General features: G+C 69.4%; 14 protein-coding genes and 1 pseudogene. 8 read left to right on the top strand and 7 right to left on the bottom strand.

What is annotated here, in order from left to right:
• Positions 1–21: 21 nt before the first annotated feature.
• The 3 genes from KY572_RS38520 to glgC all read left to right on the top strand — a co-directional run bounded on the left by KY572_RS38520 (position 22) and on the right by glgC (position 5,104).
• The gene (locus KY572_RS38520) at positions 22–1,923 is read left to right on the top strand and encodes a serine/threonine-protein kinase (protein WP_224248718.1); all 1,902 of its coding nucleotides are present in this window, start codon (positions 22–24) and stop codon (positions 1,921–1,923) included.
• 177 nt (positions 1,924–2,100) lie between these two features.
• On the top strand, positions 2,101–3,771 hold the full coding sequence (locus KY572_RS38515) for a hybrid sensor histidine kinase/response regulator (RefSeq protein ID WP_224248717.1): 1,671 nt from the start codon (positions 2,101–2,103) through the stop codon (positions 3,769–3,771).
• Positions 3,772–3,856: 85 nt separating this feature from the next.
• Entirely contained in the window at positions 3,857–5,104 is a 1,248-nt protein-coding gene (gene glgC, locus KY572_RS38510) for a glucose-1-phosphate adenylyltransferase (RefSeq protein ID WP_224248716.1), read from the top strand.
• A gap of 19 nt (positions 5,105–5,123) precedes the next feature.
• Here glgC and KY572_RS38505 read toward each other — a convergent pair whose 3' ends face one another.
• The gene (locus tag KY572_RS38505; protein ID WP_224248715.1) at positions 5,124–6,119 is read right to left on the bottom strand and encodes a nucleoside 2-deoxyribosyltransferase; all 996 of its coding nucleotides are present in this window, start codon (positions 6,117–6,119) and stop codon (positions 5,124–5,126) included.
• 45 nt (positions 6,120–6,164) lie between these two features.
• Between KY572_RS38505 and KY572_RS38500 the strand changes: the two genes are divergently transcribed.
• Together KY572_RS38500 and KY572_RS38495 are read left to right on the top strand one after the other, a co-directional pair.
• The gene (locus KY572_RS38500) at positions 6,165–7,319 is read left to right on the top strand and encodes a dienelactone hydrolase family protein (RefSeq protein WP_224248714.1); all 1,155 of its coding nucleotides are present in this window, start codon (positions 6,165–6,167) and stop codon (positions 7,317–7,319) included.
• Between the two features lie 4 nt (positions 7,320–7,323).
• Entirely contained in the window at positions 7,324–8,052 is a 729-nt protein-coding gene (locus KY572_RS38495) for an alpha/beta hydrolase family protein (RefSeq protein ID WP_224248713.1), read from the top strand.
• A gap of 4 nt (positions 8,053–8,056) precedes the next feature.
• On the opposite strand, the gene KY572_RS38490 is transcribed toward KY572_RS38495, so the two are convergent.
• The 3 genes and pseudogenes from KY572_RS38490 to KY572_RS38475 all read right to left on the bottom strand — a co-directional run bounded on the left by KY572_RS38490 (position 8,057) and on the right by KY572_RS38475 (position 10,968).
• Complete coding sequence (locus tag KY572_RS38490; protein ID WP_224248712.1) at positions 8,057–8,662, bottom strand: MBL fold metallo-hydrolase; 606 nt, start codon at positions 8,660–8,662, stop codon at positions 8,057–8,059.
• A gap of 190 nt (positions 8,663–8,852) precedes the next feature.
• On the bottom strand, positions 8,853–9,575 hold the full coding sequence (locus tag KY572_RS38485) for an immunity 52 family protein (protein WP_224248711.1): 723 nt from the start codon (positions 9,573–9,575) through the stop codon (positions 8,853–8,855).
• Between the two features lie 14 nt (positions 9,576–9,589).
• A pseudogene (locus tag KY572_RS38475) lies at positions 9,590–10,968 on the bottom strand (restriction endonuclease fold toxin 5 domain-containing protein).
• 391 nt (positions 10,969–11,359) lie between these two features.
• On the opposite strand from KY572_RS38475, the gene KY572_RS38470 reads away from it, so the two are divergent.
• The 3 genes from KY572_RS38470 to KY572_RS38460 all read left to right on the top strand — a co-directional run bounded on the left by KY572_RS38470 (position 11,360) and on the right by KY572_RS38460 (position 15,773).
• The gene (locus KY572_RS38470; RefSeq protein ID WP_224248708.1) at positions 11,360–12,871 is read left to right on the top strand and encodes a S41 family peptidase; all 1,512 of its coding nucleotides are present in this window, start codon (positions 11,360–11,362) and stop codon (positions 12,869–12,871) included.
• Positions 12,872–13,037: 166 nt separating this feature from the next.
• Positions 13,038–14,381 (top strand): serine/threonine-protein kinase, encoded by a 1,344-nt coding sequence (locus KY572_RS38465; RefSeq protein WP_224248707.1) that lies wholly within the window; start codon positions 13,038–13,040, stop codon positions 14,379–14,381.
• A 384-nt stretch (positions 14,382–14,765) separates the two neighbouring features.
• Complete coding sequence (locus KY572_RS38460) at positions 14,766–15,773, top strand: GlxA family transcriptional regulator (RefSeq protein WP_224248706.1); 1,008 nt, start codon at positions 14,766–14,768, stop codon at positions 15,771–15,773.
• 494 nt (positions 15,774–16,267) lie between these two features.
• On the opposite strand, the gene KY572_RS38455 is transcribed toward KY572_RS38460, so the two are convergent.
• The 3 genes from KY572_RS38455 to KY572_RS38445 form a co-directional block, all read right to left on the bottom strand.
• On the bottom strand, positions 16,268–17,245 hold the full coding sequence (locus KY572_RS38455; RefSeq protein ID WP_224248705.1) for a TIGR02996 domain-containing protein: 978 nt from the start codon (positions 17,243–17,245) through the stop codon (positions 16,268–16,270).
• Positions 17,242–18,657, bottom strand: coding sequence for a reverse transcriptase family protein (locus KY572_RS38450; protein WP_224248704.1), 1,416 nt, complete (start codon positions 18,655–18,657; stop codon positions 17,242–17,244). The genes KY572_RS38455 and KY572_RS38450 overlap by 4 nt, the downstream gene beginning before the upstream one ends.
• 246 nt (positions 18,658–18,903) lie before the next feature.
• The gene (locus KY572_RS38445) at positions 18,904–21,774 is read right to left on the bottom strand and encodes an aldo/keto reductase (protein ID WP_224248703.1); all 2,871 of its coding nucleotides are present in this window, start codon (positions 21,772–21,774) and stop codon (positions 18,904–18,906) included.
• Between the last annotated feature and the right edge of the window lie 27 nt (positions 21,775–21,801).

Below are 21,801 nucleotides of genomic sequence, written 5' to 3'. Positions count from 1 at the left end.
AGCCCCCTGGGAAGTCGTTGAATGGATCCGACCGGACAACGCATTGGAGCCTTCGAGATCGTCCGACTGCTCGGCGCGGGCGCCATGGGCATGGTCTACCTGGCGCGCGACAACATCCTGCGCCGGGAGGTCGCCCTCAAGCTGCTCACCAAGGGCACGGATGAGATCGATCACGAGCTCCACGAGCGCTTCCTGCGCGAGGCGCGCGCCGCGGCCCGGCTGATCCACCCCAACGTCGTCCAGATCTTCCAGATCGGAGAGACGACCCGTCACCGCTTCATCGCCATGGAGTACATCGAGGGCGCCTCGACGCGGCACGTGGCCAAGCAGTACGGAGGCCGGCTGCCCGTGCCCTTCGCCTTCGAGAAGATGCGCGAGGCGGCCGATGCGCTCCGCCTCGCGGCGTCCATGGGCATCTGCCACCGGGACATCAAGCCGGCCAACCTGCTGCTCACCTCGAACGGGGCGCTGAAGATCACCGACTTCGGCCTGGCGGCCCAGGTGGATGCCAGCGGCACCATCGGCCAGGCCATGGCGCAGATCGAAGGCACGCCCTTCTACATGGGGCCGGAGCAGTGGACCGGGAGCACGCCCACGCCGGCCGCGGACGTCTACAGCCTGGGCTGCACCTTCTTCCACCTGGTCACCGGGAACCGGCCCTTCGCGGCGACGGACTTCTACGGCTCCATGCAGGCGCACTGCAACAGCCCGGTCCCGGACGCGCGCACGCACGTGCCCGACCTGGATCCGGCCCTCGCGGAGGTGCTCTGGCGCTGCATGGCCAAGCAGCCCCAGGAGCGGCCCACGGCCGCGGCGCTCGTGGACAGGCTCGATGACGTCCTCCAGCGGTGGCGGGAGCACTCGCGCGCGAGGGCCGGCGCGCCCCTGACGGTGACCCCCGCGCCCATCGGTGCCTCCGAGGGTCCCGGCACCGGGCCTCGAAGCCACACCTCCTCGCGCTCGCTCTCGGCCTCCCTCATGAACTGGCCGGGAGGGCACACCGCCTCCTCGCGCTCGAACTGGTCCGGGCCCACGTCCTCCTCGGCGCTCGAGGCCTCGGGCCGGGAGATCGAGGTGCTCGGCAACCAGAGCTACCACCAGTACTACGCGCTCAAGGGCTACCCCTTCAGCGACATCCGCCAGCCGGCCTCCTTCTGGGATGGGGGGCCCTATGGCCCCGCGCTGTTCGCCCTCGCCAACCGGGTGGAGCAGGGCCAGCGCGTCAGCATGCTCGTGGGCCCGGAGGGCAGCGGCAGGACGTTCCTCTGCGAGATGCTGCAGCACAAGCTGCCGGGCGCCTCCGTCTTCTCCATCGAGCCCCAGCTCGTGCTCGGCTCGCGGCTCTTCCTGGCGCTCTGCAGGCAGGTGGGCGTCCAGGTCAACGCGAACTCCAGCCAGCGCTTCCTCACCGAGGCCTTCCTGGCGCACGTGCTCCCGGACCGGCCGGACGCCACCGCCGTCATCGTCGTGGATGGCGTCGACCCGGCCGATCAGGAGCTGCTCGCCGAGCTGGATCGCATCGTCCAGGCCACCTCGCGGCGCAAGTTCGCCCTGGTGATGATCGGCACGGAGAACCTGCACCAGGGGCTCGTCCAGAACAACGCGCCGCAGAGCCTGCTCGGCGGCGTGCCCGCCGTGGCCCTGCGCCCCATGAGCCAGCAGGAGATGGTCGAGTACATCGACTTCCGGATGCGCTGCATCGGTGGGGTGGCGGGGTTCGCGCTCGACACGGCCTCGCGGCAGATCCTCTACCTGCGCAGCGGAGGGCTCCCCCGGCTCGTGAGCGTCTACTGCCACAACGCGCTCACGCTCGCCATGCTCCGGCAGGAGCGGCTGCCCCGGCTGGACACGCTCCGGCTGGCCGTGAAGAGCAAGAGCTACCTCTCCACCGAGGCCGCGCGCTCGCTTCTCATGGCGGGCTGAGCAGTCCGCCGGCAGTGGTGAGGCATTGCCGACCCCCAGGTGGCGGGCTGTGCCTGCAAAGAGAGCTATCCCTCTCACGGCGCGATCGTGGGAGAGTGGGGGGCGGGTCGGGGTTCCTGGCAGCCCATCAGGGGGCCTCGACATGCGTGGGGGAAGCGAGTGAGCGAAGAAGCCGGCATGACGCGGGCGGAACTGGCGCGCGCCCTCCAGGCCCTGGAGACCGATCCCACGGCCTCGGAGCAGCTCCGACACCTGGTCCGCGAGCTTCAGCGGCATCAGCTGGGGCTGGAGGAGCACAACCGCCAGCTTCAGGAGACCACCCAGGCGCTGGAGGGGGCCCGCAACCGCTACCTGGAGCTCTACGACTCCGCGCCCATGGCCTACGTGAGCCTGGACGAGCGAGGCTTCATCCTCGAGATCAACCTCACCGGCGCGGCCATGCTGCGCCAGGAGCGCTCCAGCCTGCCAGGCCGGCCCTTCTCGTCCTTCGTGGATCCGGCGGACCGGCAGCGCTTCCTGGCCCACCTTCGCCGCTGCGCGGAGGGAGAGACCCTGAGCACGGAGCTGGGGCTGCGCATCGGCGAGAGTCGGATCGAGGCCCGGCTGCACAGCGCGCCCTGCCCCCACCCGTGGCAGTCCCAGCGCCTGTGCTGGACCGCCATCATGGACATCACCGAGCTGCGGCAGGTGCAGTTCCGGCTCAGCCTCTCGGAGCGGCTGGCGGCCGTGGGGACGATCGCGGCGGGCATCGCGCACGAGATCAACAACCCGCTGGCCTTCCTCATGAGCAGCCTCGACATCGCGTCCCAGGCGCTCCGGCCCGGCACGTCCCCCGCTGCCGCCACCGCGCCGGAGTCCCGGGCCAGTGGCTCGGCCCTCAAGGCCCTGGCGAACGCCCAGAACGGCGCCGAGCGCATCCAGGACATCATGAAGGGGCTGGCCAGCTTCTCGCTCCCGTCCGCGACGCGCACGAGCCGGGTGGACGTGCAGCAGGTGCTGGAGCTGTCCGTGAAGCTGGCCCAGGGCGAGCTGCGCCACCGGGCCCGGCTCGTGCGGGACTACGTGAAGGTGCCCGAGGTCGTGGCCGACGCGGGCCGCCTGTGCCAGGTCTTCCTCAACCTGCTGGTGAACGCGGCCGCCTCCATCCCGGAGGGAGCCGCCGATCGCAACGAGGTCCGCCTCCGCATCCGGCCCTCGGAGCAGTCGGTGCTGGTGCAGGTGCGCGACACGGGCGAGGGCATGTCCCCCCAGGTGCGCGATCGCGTCTTCGATCCCTTCTTCGTCCCGACGAAGGAGGGCCAGGGCCCGCGGCTGGGGCTGGCCATCAGCCACAGCCTCGTCTCCGAGCTGGGAGGCACCATCACCGTGGAGAGCCACCCGGGCGTGGGCAGCACCTTCTCCATCCGGTTGCCGGCCGCCCCTCCCGTGGAGGAGCCCGCGCCCGCCCCCGCCGCACAGGGCCCCAACATCGTCGCCCCCCGGGGGCGCATCCTCATCGTGGATGACGAGCACCGCTTCGGGCAGACGCTCCAGCTGCTGCTGGGCCGGGCCCACGAGGTGAGCTACACCCCCAGTGCGCGTGAGGCCCTCGGCTGGCTCCAGGCGGGCCGGCGCTACGACGCCATCCTGTGCGATCTCATGATGGCGGAAGTCACGGGGAAGCAATTTTATGACGCACTCTGCCTCCAGGCCCCCGAGCTGGCCCGTCGTGTCATCTTCATGACAGGAGGTGCGTACACCCCCGCCTCGGCGGAGTTCGTGGCGAAGATGAGCAATCCGCTCCTCACCAAGCCCTTCAAGACCGAGGTGCTGGAGCGGCTGCTCAGCTCGCTGCTGCCAACGGTTTAGTTGAAGCGCGACCGCAAGTCGTCAATCCTCCTGCATCTGGCCTGCTTCAGCAGCAGCGTCTCCACACGGCACCCGGAGGTCGATCTTGGCCCAGCGCATCCTTGGAATGATCCTGGCGGGCGGTCAGGGAACCCGGCTCGCACCGTTGACGTCGCGGCGCTCCAAGCCCGCGGTCCCCTTCGGCTCGAAGTTCCGCATCATCGACTTCGCGCTCAACAACTTCATCAACTCGGGCATCTACTCCATCTACGTGCTCACGCAGTTCAAGGCGCAGTCGCTCACCGAGCACATCCAGCGAGGCTGGCGCTTCGGCACGTTCCTGGCGGACTACTTCATCACGCTGGTGCCGGCGCAGATGTACCGCTTCGAGGAGCTGGGCCCCGTCTGGTACCGCGGCACGGCGGACGCCATCTACCAGAACCTGCACCTAGTGGAGAACCACAAGGCGGACCACGTGGCCATCTTCTCCGGGGACCACATCTACAAGATGAACGTGGCCCACATGCAGGAGATGCATGAGAGCCAGCGCGCGGACATCACCATCGCCGCCTACCCGGTGCCGGTGGCCGAGGCCTCGCGCTTCGGCATCATGCAGGTGGACGGGCGGGGCCGCGTCACGGACTTCCAGGAGAAGCCCAAGGAGGGCGCGAAGACGATCCCGGAGCGGCCCGACATGGCCCTGGCCAGCATGGGCAACTACATCTTCCGGCGCCAGGTGCTGCAGGACCTCTTGGAGATCGACGCGCAGAACAAGGACTCGCAGCACGACTTCGGCAAGAACATCCTCCCGAAGGCGCTGAAGGACGGCTACCACATCCAGACGTATGACTTCACGCGCAACCCCATCCCGGGGCGGAGCACGCCCAACACGTACTGGCGGGACGTGGGGACGCTGCAGGCGTACCACGAGGCCTCGATGGACCTGGTCTCGGTGAACCCGGAGTTCGACCTGTACAACCCGGACTGGCCGCTGCGCACGGCGAACGAGTACAGCCCGCCGGCGAAGTTCGTCCACGAGTCCGGGGATCGGGTGGGCCGGGCGCTCAACTCGCTGGTGGCCGGAGGCTGCATCATCTCCGGCGGCGTGGTGCGCGAGAGCATCCTCTTCCGCTGGGTGCGAGTGAACTCCTACTCGGAGGTGCTGCGCTCGGTGATCTTCGAGGGCGTGGACATCGGTCGGCACTCGCAGATCAAGAACGCCATCATCGACAAGGAAGTGCGCGTGCCGCCCAACACGAAGATCGGGCACGATCTGGAGCAGGACAAGGCGCGCGGCTTCACCGTCACCGAGAACGGCATCGTCGTCGTGCCGAAGGGCTACAAGTTCGGCTGAGGCCGCCGGAGCCCGCGCCTCAGACGATTCGCTCCAGCTCGCGCGTCAGGAGCGACTCCAGCTCGCGGATGCTCCGGTAGACGATGCACCGGTACGAGGCCACGTCGAAGCGCAGCTCCTTCACGTCCCGGACGAGCAGCACGGTGGGCCGCCCCCGGCCCCAGGCGTAGCCCACCTCCAGGTAGACGTTGGGGTTGGCCATGGACAGGTCGGCGATCACCACCTTGGCCGTCTCGATGCGCTCCTTGATGCGCTGGATGATGGGGCCGTCGAAGATGGCCTCGTCCACGCGCTCGCAGAGCAGGCCGGCGGCGCGGACCGGCCCCTGGATGCCGTAGTGGTAGGTGTCCTCCAGCTCCGGGGCGAAGGCCATGGCCACGAAGGCGTGCGGCTTCTGCATGGACACCGTGCCGGCCGTGGCCAGCGGCGGGGCCTGGACGAAGGCGTTCATCCGTTGGACGCGGAAGCCCGTGCCACCGGGCAGAGGCTGGATGCCGGGCGTGCCTCCCAGGCCGCGCTCCAGCGCCTTGCGCAGCCGCTGCGCGCGCCCCGGGTCCAGCTCCACCACGGTGATGCGCTCCAGGCTCTGGGGGCCGCTGCCTCGCTGGAAGGCCTCCACCAGCCCGCCCACCAGCGCGAGCGCGGCCTCGTCCTCGTCCAGCCCGTAGTTGGGGCCGTGGACCGTGGTGACGGCGTGACGCAGGCCCTGGCGTGACTCCAGGGCCTGGAGCGCGCGGACGGCGAGCTGGCGGAGCTCGTGGTAGCCGAGCTCGCTCAGGCGCACGGTGCCCAGGAACAGCGCCAGGGGAGCCCCGAGGGCGCCGCGGGTCTCCACGAAGCGGTGCTGCCCGACAGGCACCTCGAGCTGGGACTTGGACACGCCGGCCGCCTCCAGCTTCTTGGCCATCGCTCCGGCCACTCCATAGAAGCGCTGCGCGTACTTGAAGATCGCCGCATCCGCGTGCGTCTCGGCGATGTCTCCTGCTTCCAGTACCAGCTCGAGGACCGTGCTCATGGCCGGAGAGGATACGATGGCCGCATTCCGTCGTAGAACCTCTCCATGCGGCGGAAACTTCGAATCTGGGTGCTGGGGTGCCTGGGGGTGGGCCTGCTCGTGGCCCTGCTCGTGGGACCGGCCTGGCTGAGGGGCCTCTCGCTGGTGGTCCGCGCCGCGGGGATGCAGGAGGGCTGGGCCCGGACGCTGGCCCGGTTCCAGACGGGGCCGTTCGAGGTGTCCGAGCTCCAGGTTCCCTCGCGCCATGGTCCGCTCCGCGCCCGGCTCTACTGGCCTCGGGAGGCTCGGGGCCACGCGGTGGTGCTGACCTCCGGGGTGCATGCGGACGGCATCGATGAGCCTCGGCTGGTGAAGCTGGCGAAGGACCTCGCGACCGGAGGCCAGGTGGTCCTCACGCCCGAGCCCACGGATCTGCTCCGCTATGAGATCACCCCTCGCCTGCCGGACATGATCGAGGATGCGGCGGGCTGGCTGGCCGGGCAGGCGCAGCTTGCTCCCGACGGGAAGGTCAGCCTCATCGGCATCAGCTTCTCGGGAGGCCTGTCCATCGTCGCGGCGGGGCGGCCTGGGTTGAGGGACAAGGTGGCCGCGGCGCTGTCGCTGGGAGGGCATGGAGAGCTCTCGCGGGTGCTGGCCTTCCTGTGCACCGGGGTGCTGCCGGATGGGAGCAAGCTGAAGCCCCACGACTATGGCGTGGTGGTCATCCTCCTCAACGTGGCGGACCGGCTCGTTCCCGCGGAGCAGGTGGAGCCGCTGCGCGCGGCCATCCGGACGTTCCTGCGGGCCTCTCACCTCACGTTGAGTGATACGAAGCGGGCGGAGGAGACGTTCGAGGAGGCTCGGAGGATGCAAGGCCGGCTCCCGGAACCGGCGTCCAAGCTGATGGGGTACGTGAACACGCGGGATGTGGCGGCGCTCGGCCCGCTCCTGCTCCCTCACGTCAAGGCCTTCGCGGCGGAGCCCTCCGTCTCGCCGGAGCTGTCCCCTCCCCCATCCGCGCCTGTCTACCTGCTGCACGGAGCGGATGACACGGTCATCCCGGCCATCGAGGCCTCGCTGCTGGCTCAGGCGCTGCGGCCGCACACGCAAGTGCGCCTCCTGGCGACCCCGCTCATCACCCACGCGGAGGTCGACCGGAGCGCCCGCTTCGGCGACGTGTGGAACCTGATCTCCTTCTGGAAACACCTGCTCGAGGAGTGAGCCCATGAGTCTTCACACGTCACGACTGTCGCTCGCGGGTGCTCCCGTCCTGGTCGTCCACCGCGACTCTCGCGAGGACGCACTCCGCCGAGGCGCCGTGCTGTTCTTCCATGGGCTGAGTGGCTCCAAGGAAGTGCACGAGCGCGAGCTGCGGCTCTTCGCTGAGCATGGCCTGTTCGCGGTGGGCGTTGATGCCGTCGGACACGGCGAGCGGCGTTACCCGGACTTCGAGGCTCGCTTCGAGCGGAGTCCCGAGGAGGCGTTCCTGGGAGTCGTTCAGGCCACCGCCCGCGAGGTGCCTGCCCTGCTCGACGCCCTGGTGAAGGAGCACGGAGCGAGTCCGGACCGGCTGGGCATCGGAGGAGCCTCGCTGGGCGGCTACATCACCTATGCCGCGCTGGTCGAGGAGCGCCGGTTGCGCGCGGCGGTCCCTTTCATCGCCTCCCCGGAGTGGAGCCTCCCCCTGCCCGCCAGCCCGCACCAGCACCTCGAGCGATTCTTCCCCGTGGCGCTCTTCAGCCAGACAGCGGGGCGGGATGAGGTGGTGCGCTCCAGCGACACCCGGAGGTTCCACGAGCGGCTGGAGCCATTCTACGCCCGGGCGCACGAGCGGCTGTGCTACCGAGAGTTCCCCGAGTCCGCGCACATGATGCGGCCCCAGGACTGGGACGTGGCGACCCGGGATGCGGCGGAGTGGCTCGTGCGCTTCCTGTCCTCGGAAGTGCCGCGCTGAGGGCTCAGCTCAGGGTGGAGAGGAACTCCTCGAGCACCTTCCGGCCGTCGCGGAATACGCACCAGCCATCTCCCATGAGCAGGGCCTGCAGGCGCTGATAGGAGAGCATGCGCCGGAGGGAAGCGGCGGCTCGGGCCGCATCCTTCATCCCCTGCTCCGGCTTGAGCAGCATGAGCTCTCCGGCCCGGTGCGAGCGCAGCAGGTCGCCCGAGATGAGCGTCGTCTCCTCCAGCACCAGGGCCAGTTCTCCGGGCGTCTTCGAGCCCTCGAGCTCGTGGATCCGGAGCCCTGGGAGGAAGTCGTCTCCCTCCTTCAGCCAGCGATCACAGGGGATGGGGAACGTCTCGCGCTCCGCGGCGGGCCCGGCAATCTGACAGCCGAACTCCGCCGCGATCTCCTTGGCGCCGCGAACGTGGCTCGAGTTGGTGAGCACGATCCAGGCGGCTCCGCCGAGCTCTCGAAGGTGCTTGCGGTCGTGGTCCGAGAGCGGCAGCGGGTCCACGAGGACGTTGCCACCTTCGCGGGTCCAGGCGAAGCCGTTGAAGTCGATGTCGAGCCTCTCGACGAAGGTGGACCAGCAGTAGAGGTCTCGGCGGTGCAGTCGCTTCATGACGGGCGCTCCGTGTAGCGGGGCTGCCGCGCGCGACCTGTCCGAACTGGTCTGCTTGTCATACCAGTTCGGTCCTGGGGCGGCCCGACAGGGGGGGCATTCACCGACTTACCTGAAGGGGTTTAGCGGAGGCAACCGAGTTGGGACATGCCTGGCGGCCGCAATCGAACCCGCGCCTACGGCCATGCCGTCAACTTGCAGGCCAAGGCAGCAACGGCCGCAGCAGCCCGGCCCGGTTCAGCAGTTCATGGACACGTGCGGCCAGCGCGACGTGCTCTGGGCTGGACGCGGTGAAGCGCTCGGGAGTGAGGATGACGAGGGTGCCCTTGTCCTCCACAGGCTCGATGCGTACAGGCGCAGGCAGTGGAGGCACTGTGCCGCGCAACCGCGAGAAGTACATCACCCAGCCCGCCGAGGTGCCCGCGGGCATGACCTGCTCTGAAACAAGGTCGTCGTATTGATGTGAGGTGACCACTCCCCACTCCGGCTCCCAGGCCAGGGCCATGGCACGCAGCACCTCGGTCATCACGGGAGCGCTCAGCACTCGCTCCCCTAAAGCACCCTGCTTGTAGGGCCTGAGCACGCAGCTTGATGGAAGCGCGGCGTCAGCTGAACCACACGTCCCGTCAACACCGGAAGTCTCTTCCTTGCTGTCACCTGTCCATAAGTGGAACGAGAACTCATCAGCGCCTCGTTTCTCCTGATTTCCGAACAGCTTCTGGAAGCTCTCAGCGCTTGGGGCGAACTGGCGTTTGCGCGCTGCCTCAAAGGAACCTGCTTTCTCACACCAGCGGGTCCACGCCGGGTCGCAGCACCCAAGGAGGTGGAAGAAGCGCTCCGCGCGTCGTGCGCACACCTCGGCGGATTCGGGCCGGGCGAGCCAGTAGGAGCCAGCGTAGTAGGTCTCTCTCATCGCTCGGCCAATTCTCACGGAGTTGGGGGAACATGGACGACGTCAATCGGAAGGCGCGCTTCCTTGAACATCTTCCTGAGCGCACCTGCGAGTCGCTCTTCAGCGACGATCCACCGAATGGGCGTTCCGTTGGCGGCTCTGAACTGGCGCTTCGCCTGCTCGAGCATCCGGTTGCGCCCCTCGAAGAACTCGACAAAGTTCAGATCCTCATCAACCCACTTCGCATAGCCGGTGCCCTTGGCCTCGATCAGCACTCCCTGGTCGAAACCGTCGAAGTCCACGTCCTTCTCGCCCCACTTGACGCGGTAGGCGGTGCCTTCGGATGCACCCGTCACCTGAGCCTGATAGCGGCGTGCTTGTTCGGGCATGGACTCGTCCACCTGGTCCCACTTCCCTGGGCCACCAGCTTTGGGCGACGGTGTCTTCGCGCCCGAGTTGCCTTCGGAGAGGTCGCGCGCCGCCATGGCGACTGCATTGGGGGCCAGCGCGATGGTGACGCCCTCACCAGCTGAGTCTCGGCCACCACTGCGGCCTGCCCGGCGCCTGGCAACCTGGTCAGCGTCGCCGCCATCCCCGAAGACGTGCTCCCCAGGGCCACCGTGCCCAGCATCACGAAGGCTCGGGCCGCCTTCTCACCCATCGTGTTCCCGAACTTCTCTCCGGCCGCAGAGATGCCATCAAAGGTGGTGGCCTCATCTACTTCCTTCATCAGCACCAGCCACCCATCAATCAGGCGCCAGACGGTGTCCCAGCCCAGGTAGGCCATGGCCCCCAGCGTCATCAGCGCAGCGATGCCCTTGCTCACTGGTTCGGGCAGTGCGAGCAAGATGGCGTACATGATCAGGCCGCCCACCACTGTCGCCACCACCGCTTGAGGACTCACCATCCGGGCGAGTTCCTCCTTCATGGCGCCCAGCACCTTGCTGTGAGCAATCGCCATGGCCAGCGCGTACCTGGCATCTCCATCCAGGAAGGGCTTGTCCACCAGCAGGCGCAGGCAATCTCCGCCTCCCCAGCCTTGCTCGCACCACAGCAGGTAGCGGCGCTTCAGTTCCTCATCCTCAGGCAACAGGCGCAGGTTCCTGGTGCTCCCCGGCTCCGAGGCCATGAGGCGCTGGCTCCTGCCCTCGTACCTGTACCAGCCGCTTCGCTCGGGTACTCCGAACAGCTGCCGGGCGTGCTCTAGGGGCCGCTCAGTTGGAGGCACAGAGGGGGCTTGTTGCGCGACAGCCTTCCTGAACTCCTTCTCGCTCACCGCCACCGGATCCACGTCTCGGCGCGAGGTATGAACGATGGGCTCCCCATTGCCTGTGTCCAAGCGGACGACGCCCCTGGTTGAGGCGCTGCACCCTGAGAGAAGCATGAACAGCGGCAGGACCACCCAGCGCGACATGTGGAGCCTCCTGGCCCTGACTCCGGAGGTGGACCCCATCGGCTGGACCATATTGGGGCCCCGGAGTTTTGCATCCCAGGCAGAGCCGGCAGTGTTGCTCAGCTCGTCACGTCGTCAATGTTCTGAGTCGTCGTGTGAATCGGTCGCTCGCCGGAGTGGAGCGGAGGCCACCTCACCGCGTGAGTTCATGCGGCCACGTTCCGGAGTGGCTCAAGGCTGCGGTAGCGGGCCCAGGGTGTCTGGTTGTCGAGCGCCGGGTGAGGCCGCTGCGTGTTCGACATCCTCCAGGACTCGGAAGCTGCCCGAAAATGCAAGTGTCGGGGTGGCATCGTCCGCTGAGAGCTCGGGCCACCGATTAGCGGCCGCTTCGGGAGGGAGTTATGAAGGCGTGATGCGCGCTTCCCCCTGGCCCTCCTTCCGCTGCCTCGTCGCAAGTCTTCTCATCGCGACCACGAGCACGGCAGCCGAGCCCGCCAGCGCAGTGCCCCCGCGGCTCTCCGCTCAGGATCTCCAGGCGGACTTCGCGCTGCTGAAGCGGGCCTACGAGAAGCTGCACCCCGGCCTCCATCGCTACAACGACAAGGCGGCGATGGACGCGCACTTCGCCGCGCTCCGGACCGAGCTGGAGCGAGACCTCTCCTTGCAGGAGGCCTACCTGGCCTTCTCGCGCTTCCTCGCGAAGATCCGGTGTGGTCACAGCTACCTCAACTTCTTCAATCAACCCAAGGCTGTCGCGACCGCGCTGTTCCAGCAGCAGAACCGGGTGCCCTTCTACTTCCGGTGGATCGATCGCCGGATGATCGTGACGCGGAACTTCTCGAAGGACGCGAGGCTGGTGCCTGGCACCGAGGTGCTCTCCATCGATGGGACGCCCGCGGCGACGATCCTCGAGCGGCTGCTCACCGTGGCACGCGCCGACGGCTCGAACGACGCCAAGCGGGTGAGCCATCTCGAGGTCGGCGGACACAGCAACTACGAGGCGTTCGACATCTACTTTCCGATGTTCTTCCCCAAGAACGGCCCCCGGATGGAGCTTCGGGTGAAGACGCCGGGGGGCAAGTCGCTCACCTCGACCGTCGAGCCGCTCACCTATGAGCAGCGACTGGCGCCCATCCAGGCGCAGGAGGAGACCCGACGAGGGGGTGATGGACCTCTCTGGGAGTTCAAGTTCCTGGACTCGCGTACCGGCTACCTGCGCATGCCGACCTGGGCCCTCTACAAGAGCCAGTGGGACTGGCAGGGCTTTCTCGACACGGTCTTCCGTCAGCTCGCGCAGCGGAAGGCGGCCCACCTGGTGATCGATCTCCGAGGCAATGAAGGAGGCATGAGCGTCGGGGACGTCATCCTCGGCAAGCTCACTGCCAGCGATCTGAGGCTGCAACCCCTCGAGCGCAGGGTACGCTACCGGAAGGTGCCGGAGGATCTTGCTCCGCACCTGGACACCTGGGACCCGTCGTTCAAGGACTGGGGCGACGACGCCGTCGACCCGGTGAACGGCTTCTACCGCCTCAAGCGGTACGACGACCCCGAGGGCGGTAACGTCATCAAGGCCTCCGCCCAACCATTCAAGGGTCTGACCTACGTCCTGGTCGATGCCTCCAACAGCTCGGCGACCTTCGAGTTCGCGCTGGCGCTGCGGCAGAACAAGCTGGCGACGCTGGTCGGTCAGCCCACGGGCGGAAACCAGCGAGGCATCAACGGAGGTGCCTTCTTCTTCCTGCGTCTGCCCAGGTCGAAGCTCGAGGTGGATCTGCCGCTGATTGGCTTCTTTCCCCTGGAGGAGCGTCCGGACGCGGGGCTGGTCCCGGACATCGAGATCACCCCACGGGTTCAGGACATCGCACGCGGCACGGATACCGAACTCCAGGCGCTGATGAAGCACCTGGCGCGTGCACGCCCATAGGGCCTGACAGGCCAGGCCAGGCGTCACCCCAGTCGGATCCCCGGGCCATCCCTTGGACTGGCGGTCTCGGTGAGTCTTCCTTACCGAGAACGTCTCTTTTCCAGTTCCCAACCTATCGGGTAGGGTGCGCTCGCGAGCAAGCTCGCCCAGCACCTGGAGAGGCCCGATGACGACTTCAGCTGTCACCCACGCGCACCCTCATGCGGACCTCGTCCCCGAGGTGCTGGTGGGCCCCTGGCGTATTCGCGAACGCTGGGACCGGGGGAGCTTTGGGATGGTGTTCCGTGTCGAGCGCGCCGCGCAGTACCCGTACCTCGTCATGGAGCGGGTGGAGGGCATGCCACTGTATGAGTGGGCCAGGGAGGCACGAAGGACGAGCCGCCAGGTGCTGCGGGTGCTCGAGCAGCTCGCCAGCGCGCTGGCTGCCGCTCACGCGCTGGGCGGCGTGCACCGGGACGTCAAGGGAGACAACGTGCTCGTCACCTCGGAGGGGCGCGCCGTCCTCCTTGACTGGGGGTGCGCCATCCACCCCGAGGCACGCCCTGTCACCGAGAGCTCGCTCGGGCCTGGCACCCCCTCCTATCGCTCCCCGGAAAGCCTCCGCTGGCACTGGGCTCACCGGCGCACCGGGGAGCGGTACGAGCCCCAGGGCGGGGATGACGTGTACGCCTTGGGCGTCACCGCTTACCGGCTCGTCACGGGCACCTACCCACCGCCTGTGGAGGAGGTGTCCGGCCCGTCGCGCAGGCTCTTGCCGCCCAAGGACTTCGCGACAGTGAGCTCGGGCCTCGACGCGCTGCTGCTCGCGTGCCTGGCCGAGGAGCCGCTGCGTCGGCCTCGCGCCTCGTCGCTGGCTGCTGCTCTGGGGCATGCCGCGCAGCAGCCGGAGGCCAGCGCCCCCATCGACCCGACGCCGTCCGCCGCGGACACAGAGAGGGCCAGCAGGCCGGGCCCACCACTGCGGCGCCCATCCCTCGCCTGGGGCCTGGGCCTGCTCGGTGGCTGGACCTTGGTGGTGCTGCTGGTGGTGGCAGGCCGGGCTCTCCGCGCCAGTAACTGGAGCGGACTGGTGGAGTCCCGCGGGCCCTCACGCGAGGTGCCCGACGGTGGCGTGGGGGAGGAGGCGCTCGCCAGCGTGGAGGCGGCGCGGGCCGGTCTGCCGCCAGTCCTTGCGCTGGGGAGGCCGATGCCGACGAAGCCCCAGGAGGCCAGCGCAAGCCTCCATGCGAACCCCGGGTGGAGCGGGAGATCCACGGAGCCTGCTGGATCCTCGTGGGCGAAGAGAAGCCCCCATGCGGAGACCGGATGTATGACTATGACGGCAAGTGCTACGTGGCCTCGTACCCCACTGCGCGCCAGCCCACCTCGGGGGAGCCATGAGCCTTCGCATCCTCACCGCCCTCGCCATGTTCGCCAGCGAATGCGGCACGGCGCAGCACGCCACCGGACCGTGATGCGCTCACCGCCGGCGCAGCGTCACCGGCACCAGGATGCGTGTGGCGCCGGGTAGGCTGATGGCGCGAGTGCGCGGTGGAACGAGCTTGCTCGACCTCGGTAGCGTGCGCGCGAGTGCCGCGTTCCCGTGCACTTCCAATGACGGGTGAAAGCGACCTTGGCATCCGCCGCGGCGGAACCCAGGTGCTCGGCCTTTACCCCCACAGCCATCGCGGCCTCGACCGCCTTGCACTCGTCTTGCTCGGCCAATCACTCGATCCGCGTTCTCAGCCGTACCGGTGCTGCAACGGCATCGCTTGCCAGCAGAGCCCCGACGATCAGAAGGATCATTCGCATCGAGCAGGCAGTAGCCGCGGCGAGCCCGCCAAACCTGCGACGTTTTTCGGCCCATGCGGGAGCTGGGATACCCTGGCGATCGCCACGCATGGCGAGGGAGAGCATGGCGAGGAAGAAGGAAGCGCGCGTTCCAGCCCCGGCCGAGGTGGTCATCGTCGCCCTGCCACGAACGGTGGCCTCCACCGTGACTGGGCCCGCGGACATCTTCTCTCTGTCGGGCGTCTTGTGGCCCATGATCCATGGCCGCCCGGCCGCCCCGGCGTTCCGGGTGCGCATCGCGAGCCTCGATGGTGCGCCCGTCACCTGCCTCAACGGCACGCGGATCATGCCTGACTGCGCCGTGGCAGAGGTGGCGGCCGCCGATCTCGTCGTGCTCTCGGCGGCCGATGTGGCCACCGTGCCGCGGGCGGCGGCGGTTCTCACGCCGTGGCTGCGGCGGCTCCACGCGGCGGGCGCCACCCTGGCGAGCGTGTGCACCGGTGCCTTCGCGCTCGCGGCGAGCGGCCTGCTCGACGGCCTGCGAGCCACCACCCACTGGGGCTTCGCCGAGGCCTTCCGCGCCGCCCATCCCCACGTCCACCTCACTGTCGAGAAGCTGATCGTGGATGAAGGGCGCCTCGTCACGGGCGGCGGCGTCCACTCCTACTTCGATCTCTGCACGTTCCTGGTGGAGCGCTTCCAGGGCCACGCCGTGGCGACCGAGACGGCGCGCTCGCTCCTGCTCGACATGGGCCGGCGCTCGCAGATGCCGTACGCCGCCCTGACGCCCACCTCTCGCCACGGGGACAAGGCCATCGCGGCCGTGCAGGAGCTGCTGGAGAAGAACTTCCAGGATCCGCCCGATGTCGAAGGCGTGGCCAGGGCCTGCGCGATGAGCCCGAGGACGCTCGCGCGCCGCTTCAAGCGAGCCACCGGCGACACCGTCCACGGCTACGTGCAGCGCGTACGCATCGAGCGCGCCAAGGAGCTGCTGGTCACCACCCCCGAGCCCGTGGAGCAGGTGGCCCTGACGGTCGGATACGGGGACGTGACGGCCTTCCGCAAGGTCTTCCGGAGTCTGGCCAAGGTCACCCCTTCCGATTACCGGAAGACGTTCTCGGCCGCCGGGTAGTGCCGCGCGACAAGGCCCTGGCAGGAACGGCCCTCCCTTTTGGCACATCCGCCTCTGCTGGAGCGGCGCCGTGGCCAGTACAACCCGGGCATCTCGAACCGATTGCCCAGGAGAAGGGTCATGCGATCTGCCCAGCAGGAAGCGTTCATCGTCCGCGAAGCCAAGGAGGAGGAGTTCGAAGCGCTCGGCCAGCTGATGGTGTCTGTCTACTCGGGCCTCGAGGGGTTCCCCAAGCAGGACGAACAGCCCCGGTACTACGACATGCTGGCCCACATCGGCCGGCTGGCGGCCAGGCCTGACACGAAGCTCCTGGTGGCCGTGGTCGGCAGCAGGCTCCTGGGGGGAGTGGTCTACTACTCCGACATGGCTCAGTACGGCTCTGGAGGCACGGCGACGCGGGAGAAGAACGCCTCTGGGTTCAGGCTGCTGGCGGTAGGCCCCGAGGCCCGGGGCATGGGCGACGGCAGGAGTCGAGGCGGCTGCCCCCCCGAGGCTCAGGCCAGCAGGCCCCGCCCGAACCGCTTGCGCAGCGGCGCCAGCTCCTCCCGGTCGTACCACATGTCGCGCAGATCGAGCCGCTCGAGCCGGGGCATCACCTTCGCTGACTTGAACACGAGCGCGCCCTCGGCCGAGATCTCATTGCCGGCCAGCTCGAGCCACTCCAGCCCCTGCAGCACCTTGCTCCTGGCCAGCAGCTGGGCGTCCTCGTCCACCAGCATGTTCCGGTTCAGGGCGAGCACCTTCAGCGAGCTCAACCACTCCGCCTCCACCAGCGGACCGATGTTCTCATCGGGCTCCAGGAATCCAGGCATGAAGAGCCGCTCGAGCTGGAGCCGCCCCTGGGAGAACACCTCGAGGTCCTCGGTGCTCAGGGTCCCATTGCCCGTCAGGCTGAGCGCCCGCAGGCCTCCCAGACTCTGGCTCACCAGCAGCTCCGGGAGCGCCTTCACGGTCACATCCCGAAGCATCAGCGAGTGCAGACGTCGCGCATGGGGAGCCGCCGCCAGCGCTCGCGCCGCCGCGTCCCCCTTCTGTCTCACCTTCAGCCAGCGGACCCGCTCGAACCAGGGCTGCGCGGCCGCCTGGGCCAGAGCCTTGCCGTCCTGGACATCGAGGTGCAGCCGGAGCACCGGCTCGCGGGAGAAGATCGCCTCTCCGTGCTCGGCGAGGCCCTTCTCGGAGATCACCAGCTTCTCGGTGACGCCTCGATGGATGGTCGGCACCGCGTCCTTCAGCCCCACGAAGTCCGCCGCCCACGACTTCGAGAGCTCCGCCATCAACGTCCGCACCCGCTTCGTGAGCGCCCGCCGCTTCGCCGGATTCAGCCGCGTGCGCAGCGCCATCTCCGAGCGGATGAGCTCGGCGCGAGGCCCCGCCCCGTGCCGCTCGAACCAGTCGGCGAGGGCCAGGCGAGGCGCGGGCTCGCCCGGGTTGTCGAGGACGGCCTCGAGCAGCGCAGGATCGGGCCTCATCCGCCGAGCAGCTCCTTCACCTCTTGCTGCCAGCGCGCGCCCAGCTCCGGGTGCACCATCCGCACATACGCCGCGTAGCCTCGCAGCCAGCTCTCGAAGTCCTTGCGGCCTCGGGCCTGCGACGCCACTCCGTGCTTGCGGCAGTTGGCCAGGATGGCCTTGAAGCGGCGGCGATCCTCGCGCGGGATGGACACCTGCTGGTTCACTGTCAGGCCCGTCACCCGCTGGCGGTGGGCCCGGCGCATCACCCGGCGCTTCGGGTTGTTCTCCGCGAAGCCCTCCTGCTGGAGGATCGCGTTCACCCACCACATGAAGCGCCCCATCTTCTCGGGCGGCGCCTGGAAGGAGAAGGACAGGTCATCCGCGTAGCGCGTGTAGGTGGCCCCGTACTTCTTCGCCAGCGCCGTGAGGCGCGCGTCCATCCGGCGGCACACCAGGTTGGCGATGGCCGGCGACGTGGGCGCTCCCTGCGGCAGCGCGCCGGGCCACACCACCGTCCCGTCCGCCAGCTTCGGGCGGTGCGTGGTGAGCCCCGCCAGCGTGCTGGCCACCTCGTCCCCGTAGCCGTGCGACTGGAACAGCCCCTTCACGCGCCGGTAGTGCACCGTGGGGAAGAAGTCCTCCAGGTCCACTCGCACCACCACCGTGGCGCCCGTGTGCGGCGCCGCGTTGCTCACCGTGGAGCGCCCCTTCACGAAGCCATGCGCCGCCTCGTGCGTGGGCATGTGCGACAGGATCTGCTCCAGGATCGTGCGCTGGACCTGCTTGAGCCGCGCTCGCGGCGCCGAGATGCGACGCACCCCTCCGGAGCGCTTGGCGATCTCGAACTCCACATAGCCCGAGCCCGCCTCCGTGCCCGGACGCATCAGCGCGTCGAGCTCCTTCTCCTCGAGCCCCACCAGCTTCGCTACATCCTGGCGGCTGGCCAGCTTCGGCAGCTTGCCCTTGAGCGGAGGCGCCTTCTTGGGGCTGGCCCACCGGCCGGTGCGGATGCCGAAGTTCCAACCCGTCGGGTTCCACCCGCCCAGCGCCATGGGGCGCGGCGTGCGCGGCGGCTTGAAGCGGCGATCCGGCGGCGCGACGTCCGCCAGCCCCAGCTTGTGCACCGCCGCCCGCGCGGCGCGGGACACCCGCTCGTCCGGATCCTTCACCAGCCGGCGCAGCTGCCCCGAGGCCGTGCCGCGCGAGAAGATCAGCGGCACCTGCTTCGTGCCCTGGAGCCGCTCCCGGGGATCGACGCTGCGCAGCATGCGCCCCACCGGCTCCAGCCAGTGGCGGCTCACGTAGAAGCGAGCCACCTCGTACTCGGCCAGCCCCTGGTGCTGCTCGAGCAGCTCGGTGATGCGCTCGAAGTTCGCTTCCGGATCCGCCATCAGCGGCTTCAGCTCGAGCAGGAGCCCGACCAGATCCATTCCCGTGTTCTCCTGGGGTCCATCCCCCCATGCGGCGGAAGAAACTGTGCTCCTGGAGCCGCCGCCACCTGCACTGCAGATGCGGACGGGGTCAGGGAAGCCCGCAAGGCGGACCCCGTACTGCGTCATTCTTCAATGGGTATCGCTAGCAGCCGCGACGTGACATCGCGGACGAAAGGCTGGCTGCACGCGACCCCAGGAGCACTGTCGACTCCAGCACATTCCGCACGCGGTGTGAAGACTTCCTCAGGTCGGGGGAGGCTCGTCCTCCTCCAGGAGTGCGAGGAACGTATCGCGCGTGCCGCCCGGCGCCTGGCGGACGAGCGCGTTGAACTGCTGGTTGCGCGCGCGGACCCGTGCGCCGTGCGCGCGCATCGCCTCCAGGGCCTCGGGCATCATCCTCGGCCGGGAGAGCACCTCCAGGTTCTGCAGCAGCTCGCGGTGGCTGCGCGGCGCGGAGAGGCACGCGCTGACACCCGGCTGGCTGAGGCTGTAGCGGTAGCAGTCCACCGCGCTCGGGAGCGCCGCGTCCGCGGGCATCCCCGGCATCGGCTGGAGGAGCCGGCCGTAGCACGTAGCGGTGAAGGTGAGCACGCCCGTGCCCCGGGAGAGCGCCTCCGGGAAGAAGGCGGCCTCCGCCCCCGGGTGCGCGGCGCTGTGGCGGGTCATCACCACGGGCCACGGGTTGCGCCGGAGCGCCTCCACCGCCAGGTCTCGCAGGTGGGTGGAGAAGCCGAAGGCGCGGAGCTTCCCTTCCGCGCGCAGCTTCTCCAGGGCCTCGAAGTCCTCGGCGTTCAGTCGCTCGGGAGAGCGCACCCAGAACAGGAGGAAGACGTCCAACCGGTCGGTGCGGAGCTGGCGCAGCGCGGACTCCACGTCCCTCCGGAGCGCCGCGGGCCCCGAGTGGTACGTGCCCGCCACCAGCACGAGCTCCTCCCGCTGCCCCCGCGTCATCTTCAGGAAGCGCGTGAGCTGGGTGTAGTCCGGCTCCCAGAAGAAGGCGTTCACGCCAGCCTCGTGGGCCTCCGCCAGCGACGCGGGCGACAGGCCGTTCGCGCCCGAGAGCACCAGCGGAGAGACGCTCAGGCCCGTGCTGCCGAGCGGACGCCAGGAGGCCCTCAGGGAGCCATCCGGAGCGGTCCGCTTCAGGCCCGTCTTCTCCCGGCGAGGCCGCGAGGGCCGTCGCCTCTCGATGTCCGGAGCCACCGTGAAGGCCTCGTCCGGGAAGACGAGCGTCATCGCCTCCAGGTGGGCTACGACGCGCGCCGGCTCGGAGCTGTCCCGGAGCGCGGTGCAGAGCTGCTCGAAGGCCGGAGTGTCCGCCCGGCGCAGCAGCCAGGTGTAGGCGGAGACACGAACGTCGGCATCCTGGGTGCGCTCGGCGCCTCGCAGCAGGCCGGTAAGGTGCGCATCGAGCGTCCCGCACGCCTCCAGCACCGAGGCGGCTGCGGAGCGGGCCATCGGCGAGGCATCGAGCGACAGGCGCAGCAGAGCCTCCAGCTCCTCTCGGGTTCCCTCCGCTCGGAGCAGCTCGGTCGCGCGGGCTCGCATCCAAGGGTCCTGAGAGCGCGCACTGGCGAGGCCGATGCTCCGCCGCTCCTCGGGCGAGAGCGGCGTGTCCCGCGAGGCCAGCAGTGACAGGGCGGCGCGTCGGGCGGAGAGGTCCGGATCGTCCTCGCAGACACCGGGCGCCGAGGCCACATCCAGCACCGCCGTGCGAATCCAGGGGTCCTCGTGCGAGAGGGCCTCGCGTCGCTCCTCCGCCGTGAGGCTGCCTCGCACCGCGCGCTCTCCCAGCGCCACGGCTCGAACCGACGCGTCGGCATCCTTCGAGAGCCGCGCGAGCAGGGCCTCGTCTCCCACGCACCCGGCGCCCTCCGCCACGGCACGGCGCTCCCGCGCGGTGCTGGCCCGAGGCGCGAAGGCCACGAGCGCACGACCGAAGGCCTGGATGGCCGAGGGGGCCGGAGGCCGACGCTCCCACGCGGCGATGACCTCCTCGCGCACCGATGCGTCCGGATCCCCCAGCGCCGCCAGCACCGTCTCCCGGCTCGCCGGATCGAAGACCAGCCCCGAGAGCGCCGCGCGACGAACATCTGGCTCCTCGTGCCGGGCCAGCGCCTGGACACGCTCCATCAGCCCGGAGTCATCCCTCCGCACCGCGACCCGCGCCGCCCAGGCCACGGCACCGGGCCTCGGGGGCTCGCCCAGGATGCGCGATGCCAGGGAGAGCTCGTCCACGTCGATCCGCTCGAGCAGGGTGCGGACCTCCTCCGCGGCATGAGGGACGCGCGGCTCATCCAGCCAGCGCATCGCGAGCCGGAGCGCCTCCGGATCCCTCCGCTCGATCAACCGCCGCCGCGCCAGCATCCGGAGCGGCTCGTGCGGATCACCCAGCCACTCCACCAGCTTGACCGGTGTCACCTCCGACGCGGGCGTTCGCTCCAGCCTCGCCGTCACCACGGCCGGATCCTCATCGTCCAACCCGGCCGCCGGAGCCACCGGGCCCGGCCCCGCCGAGACCAGGCCTCCGCCAGACACGGGCGAACCGCTCCAGACCCCTTCGATATACGCGACCGCCGCCTTCACGGGCCCAGGCCTGGCCTCCTCCCCCACCGCGCGGACGCGTTGCCGCGCCTGGGCGTCACCCTCCCCCAACCAGATCAGGGCCTGCACCGCCGCGTTCCGCACCCGCCAGAACGGATCCTCCAGGGTTCGCAGGAGCAGGGGCAGCGCCTCGGCCCCGGCGACCGAGGCCACCGCCCGGACCGCGGCCCGCCGCACCCACCAGACCGGCTCCTCCCGGATGGCGCGCTCCGCCTCGCGCAGCACCTCGCGAGCGCCGAGCCGGGCCAGCGCGCGCCAGGCGCGATCGCGAACCGCGGGCAAAGGATCCCGCAGGGCCTCGAGCAGGGCCGGCGTGAAGCGGCGGTCCCGCGCATCCCCGAGCCGACGTGCCGCGGAGGCCCGAACCTCGGCGTCCTCATCACCCAGCAGGGCCTGTCGCAGCGCATACCGGCCCGCGAGCGCCGCCGCGTCCACGGCGTCCACCGCCTCGCGCCGCACCTCGGCGGCCTCGTCGAACAGCCGAACGGCGGCCGGATCCAGGGGAGTCATGACACGCAAACTCTACCGGCCCTGATA

The organism is Hyalangium gracile, assembly GCF_020103725.1.
Lineage (GTDB): Bacteria > Myxococcota > Myxococcia > Myxococcales > Myxococcaceae > Hyalangium > Hyalangium gracile.
The sequence above is the reverse complement of the archived record's forward strand: the minus strand, read 5'-3'. Positions and strand labels throughout refer to the sequence as shown.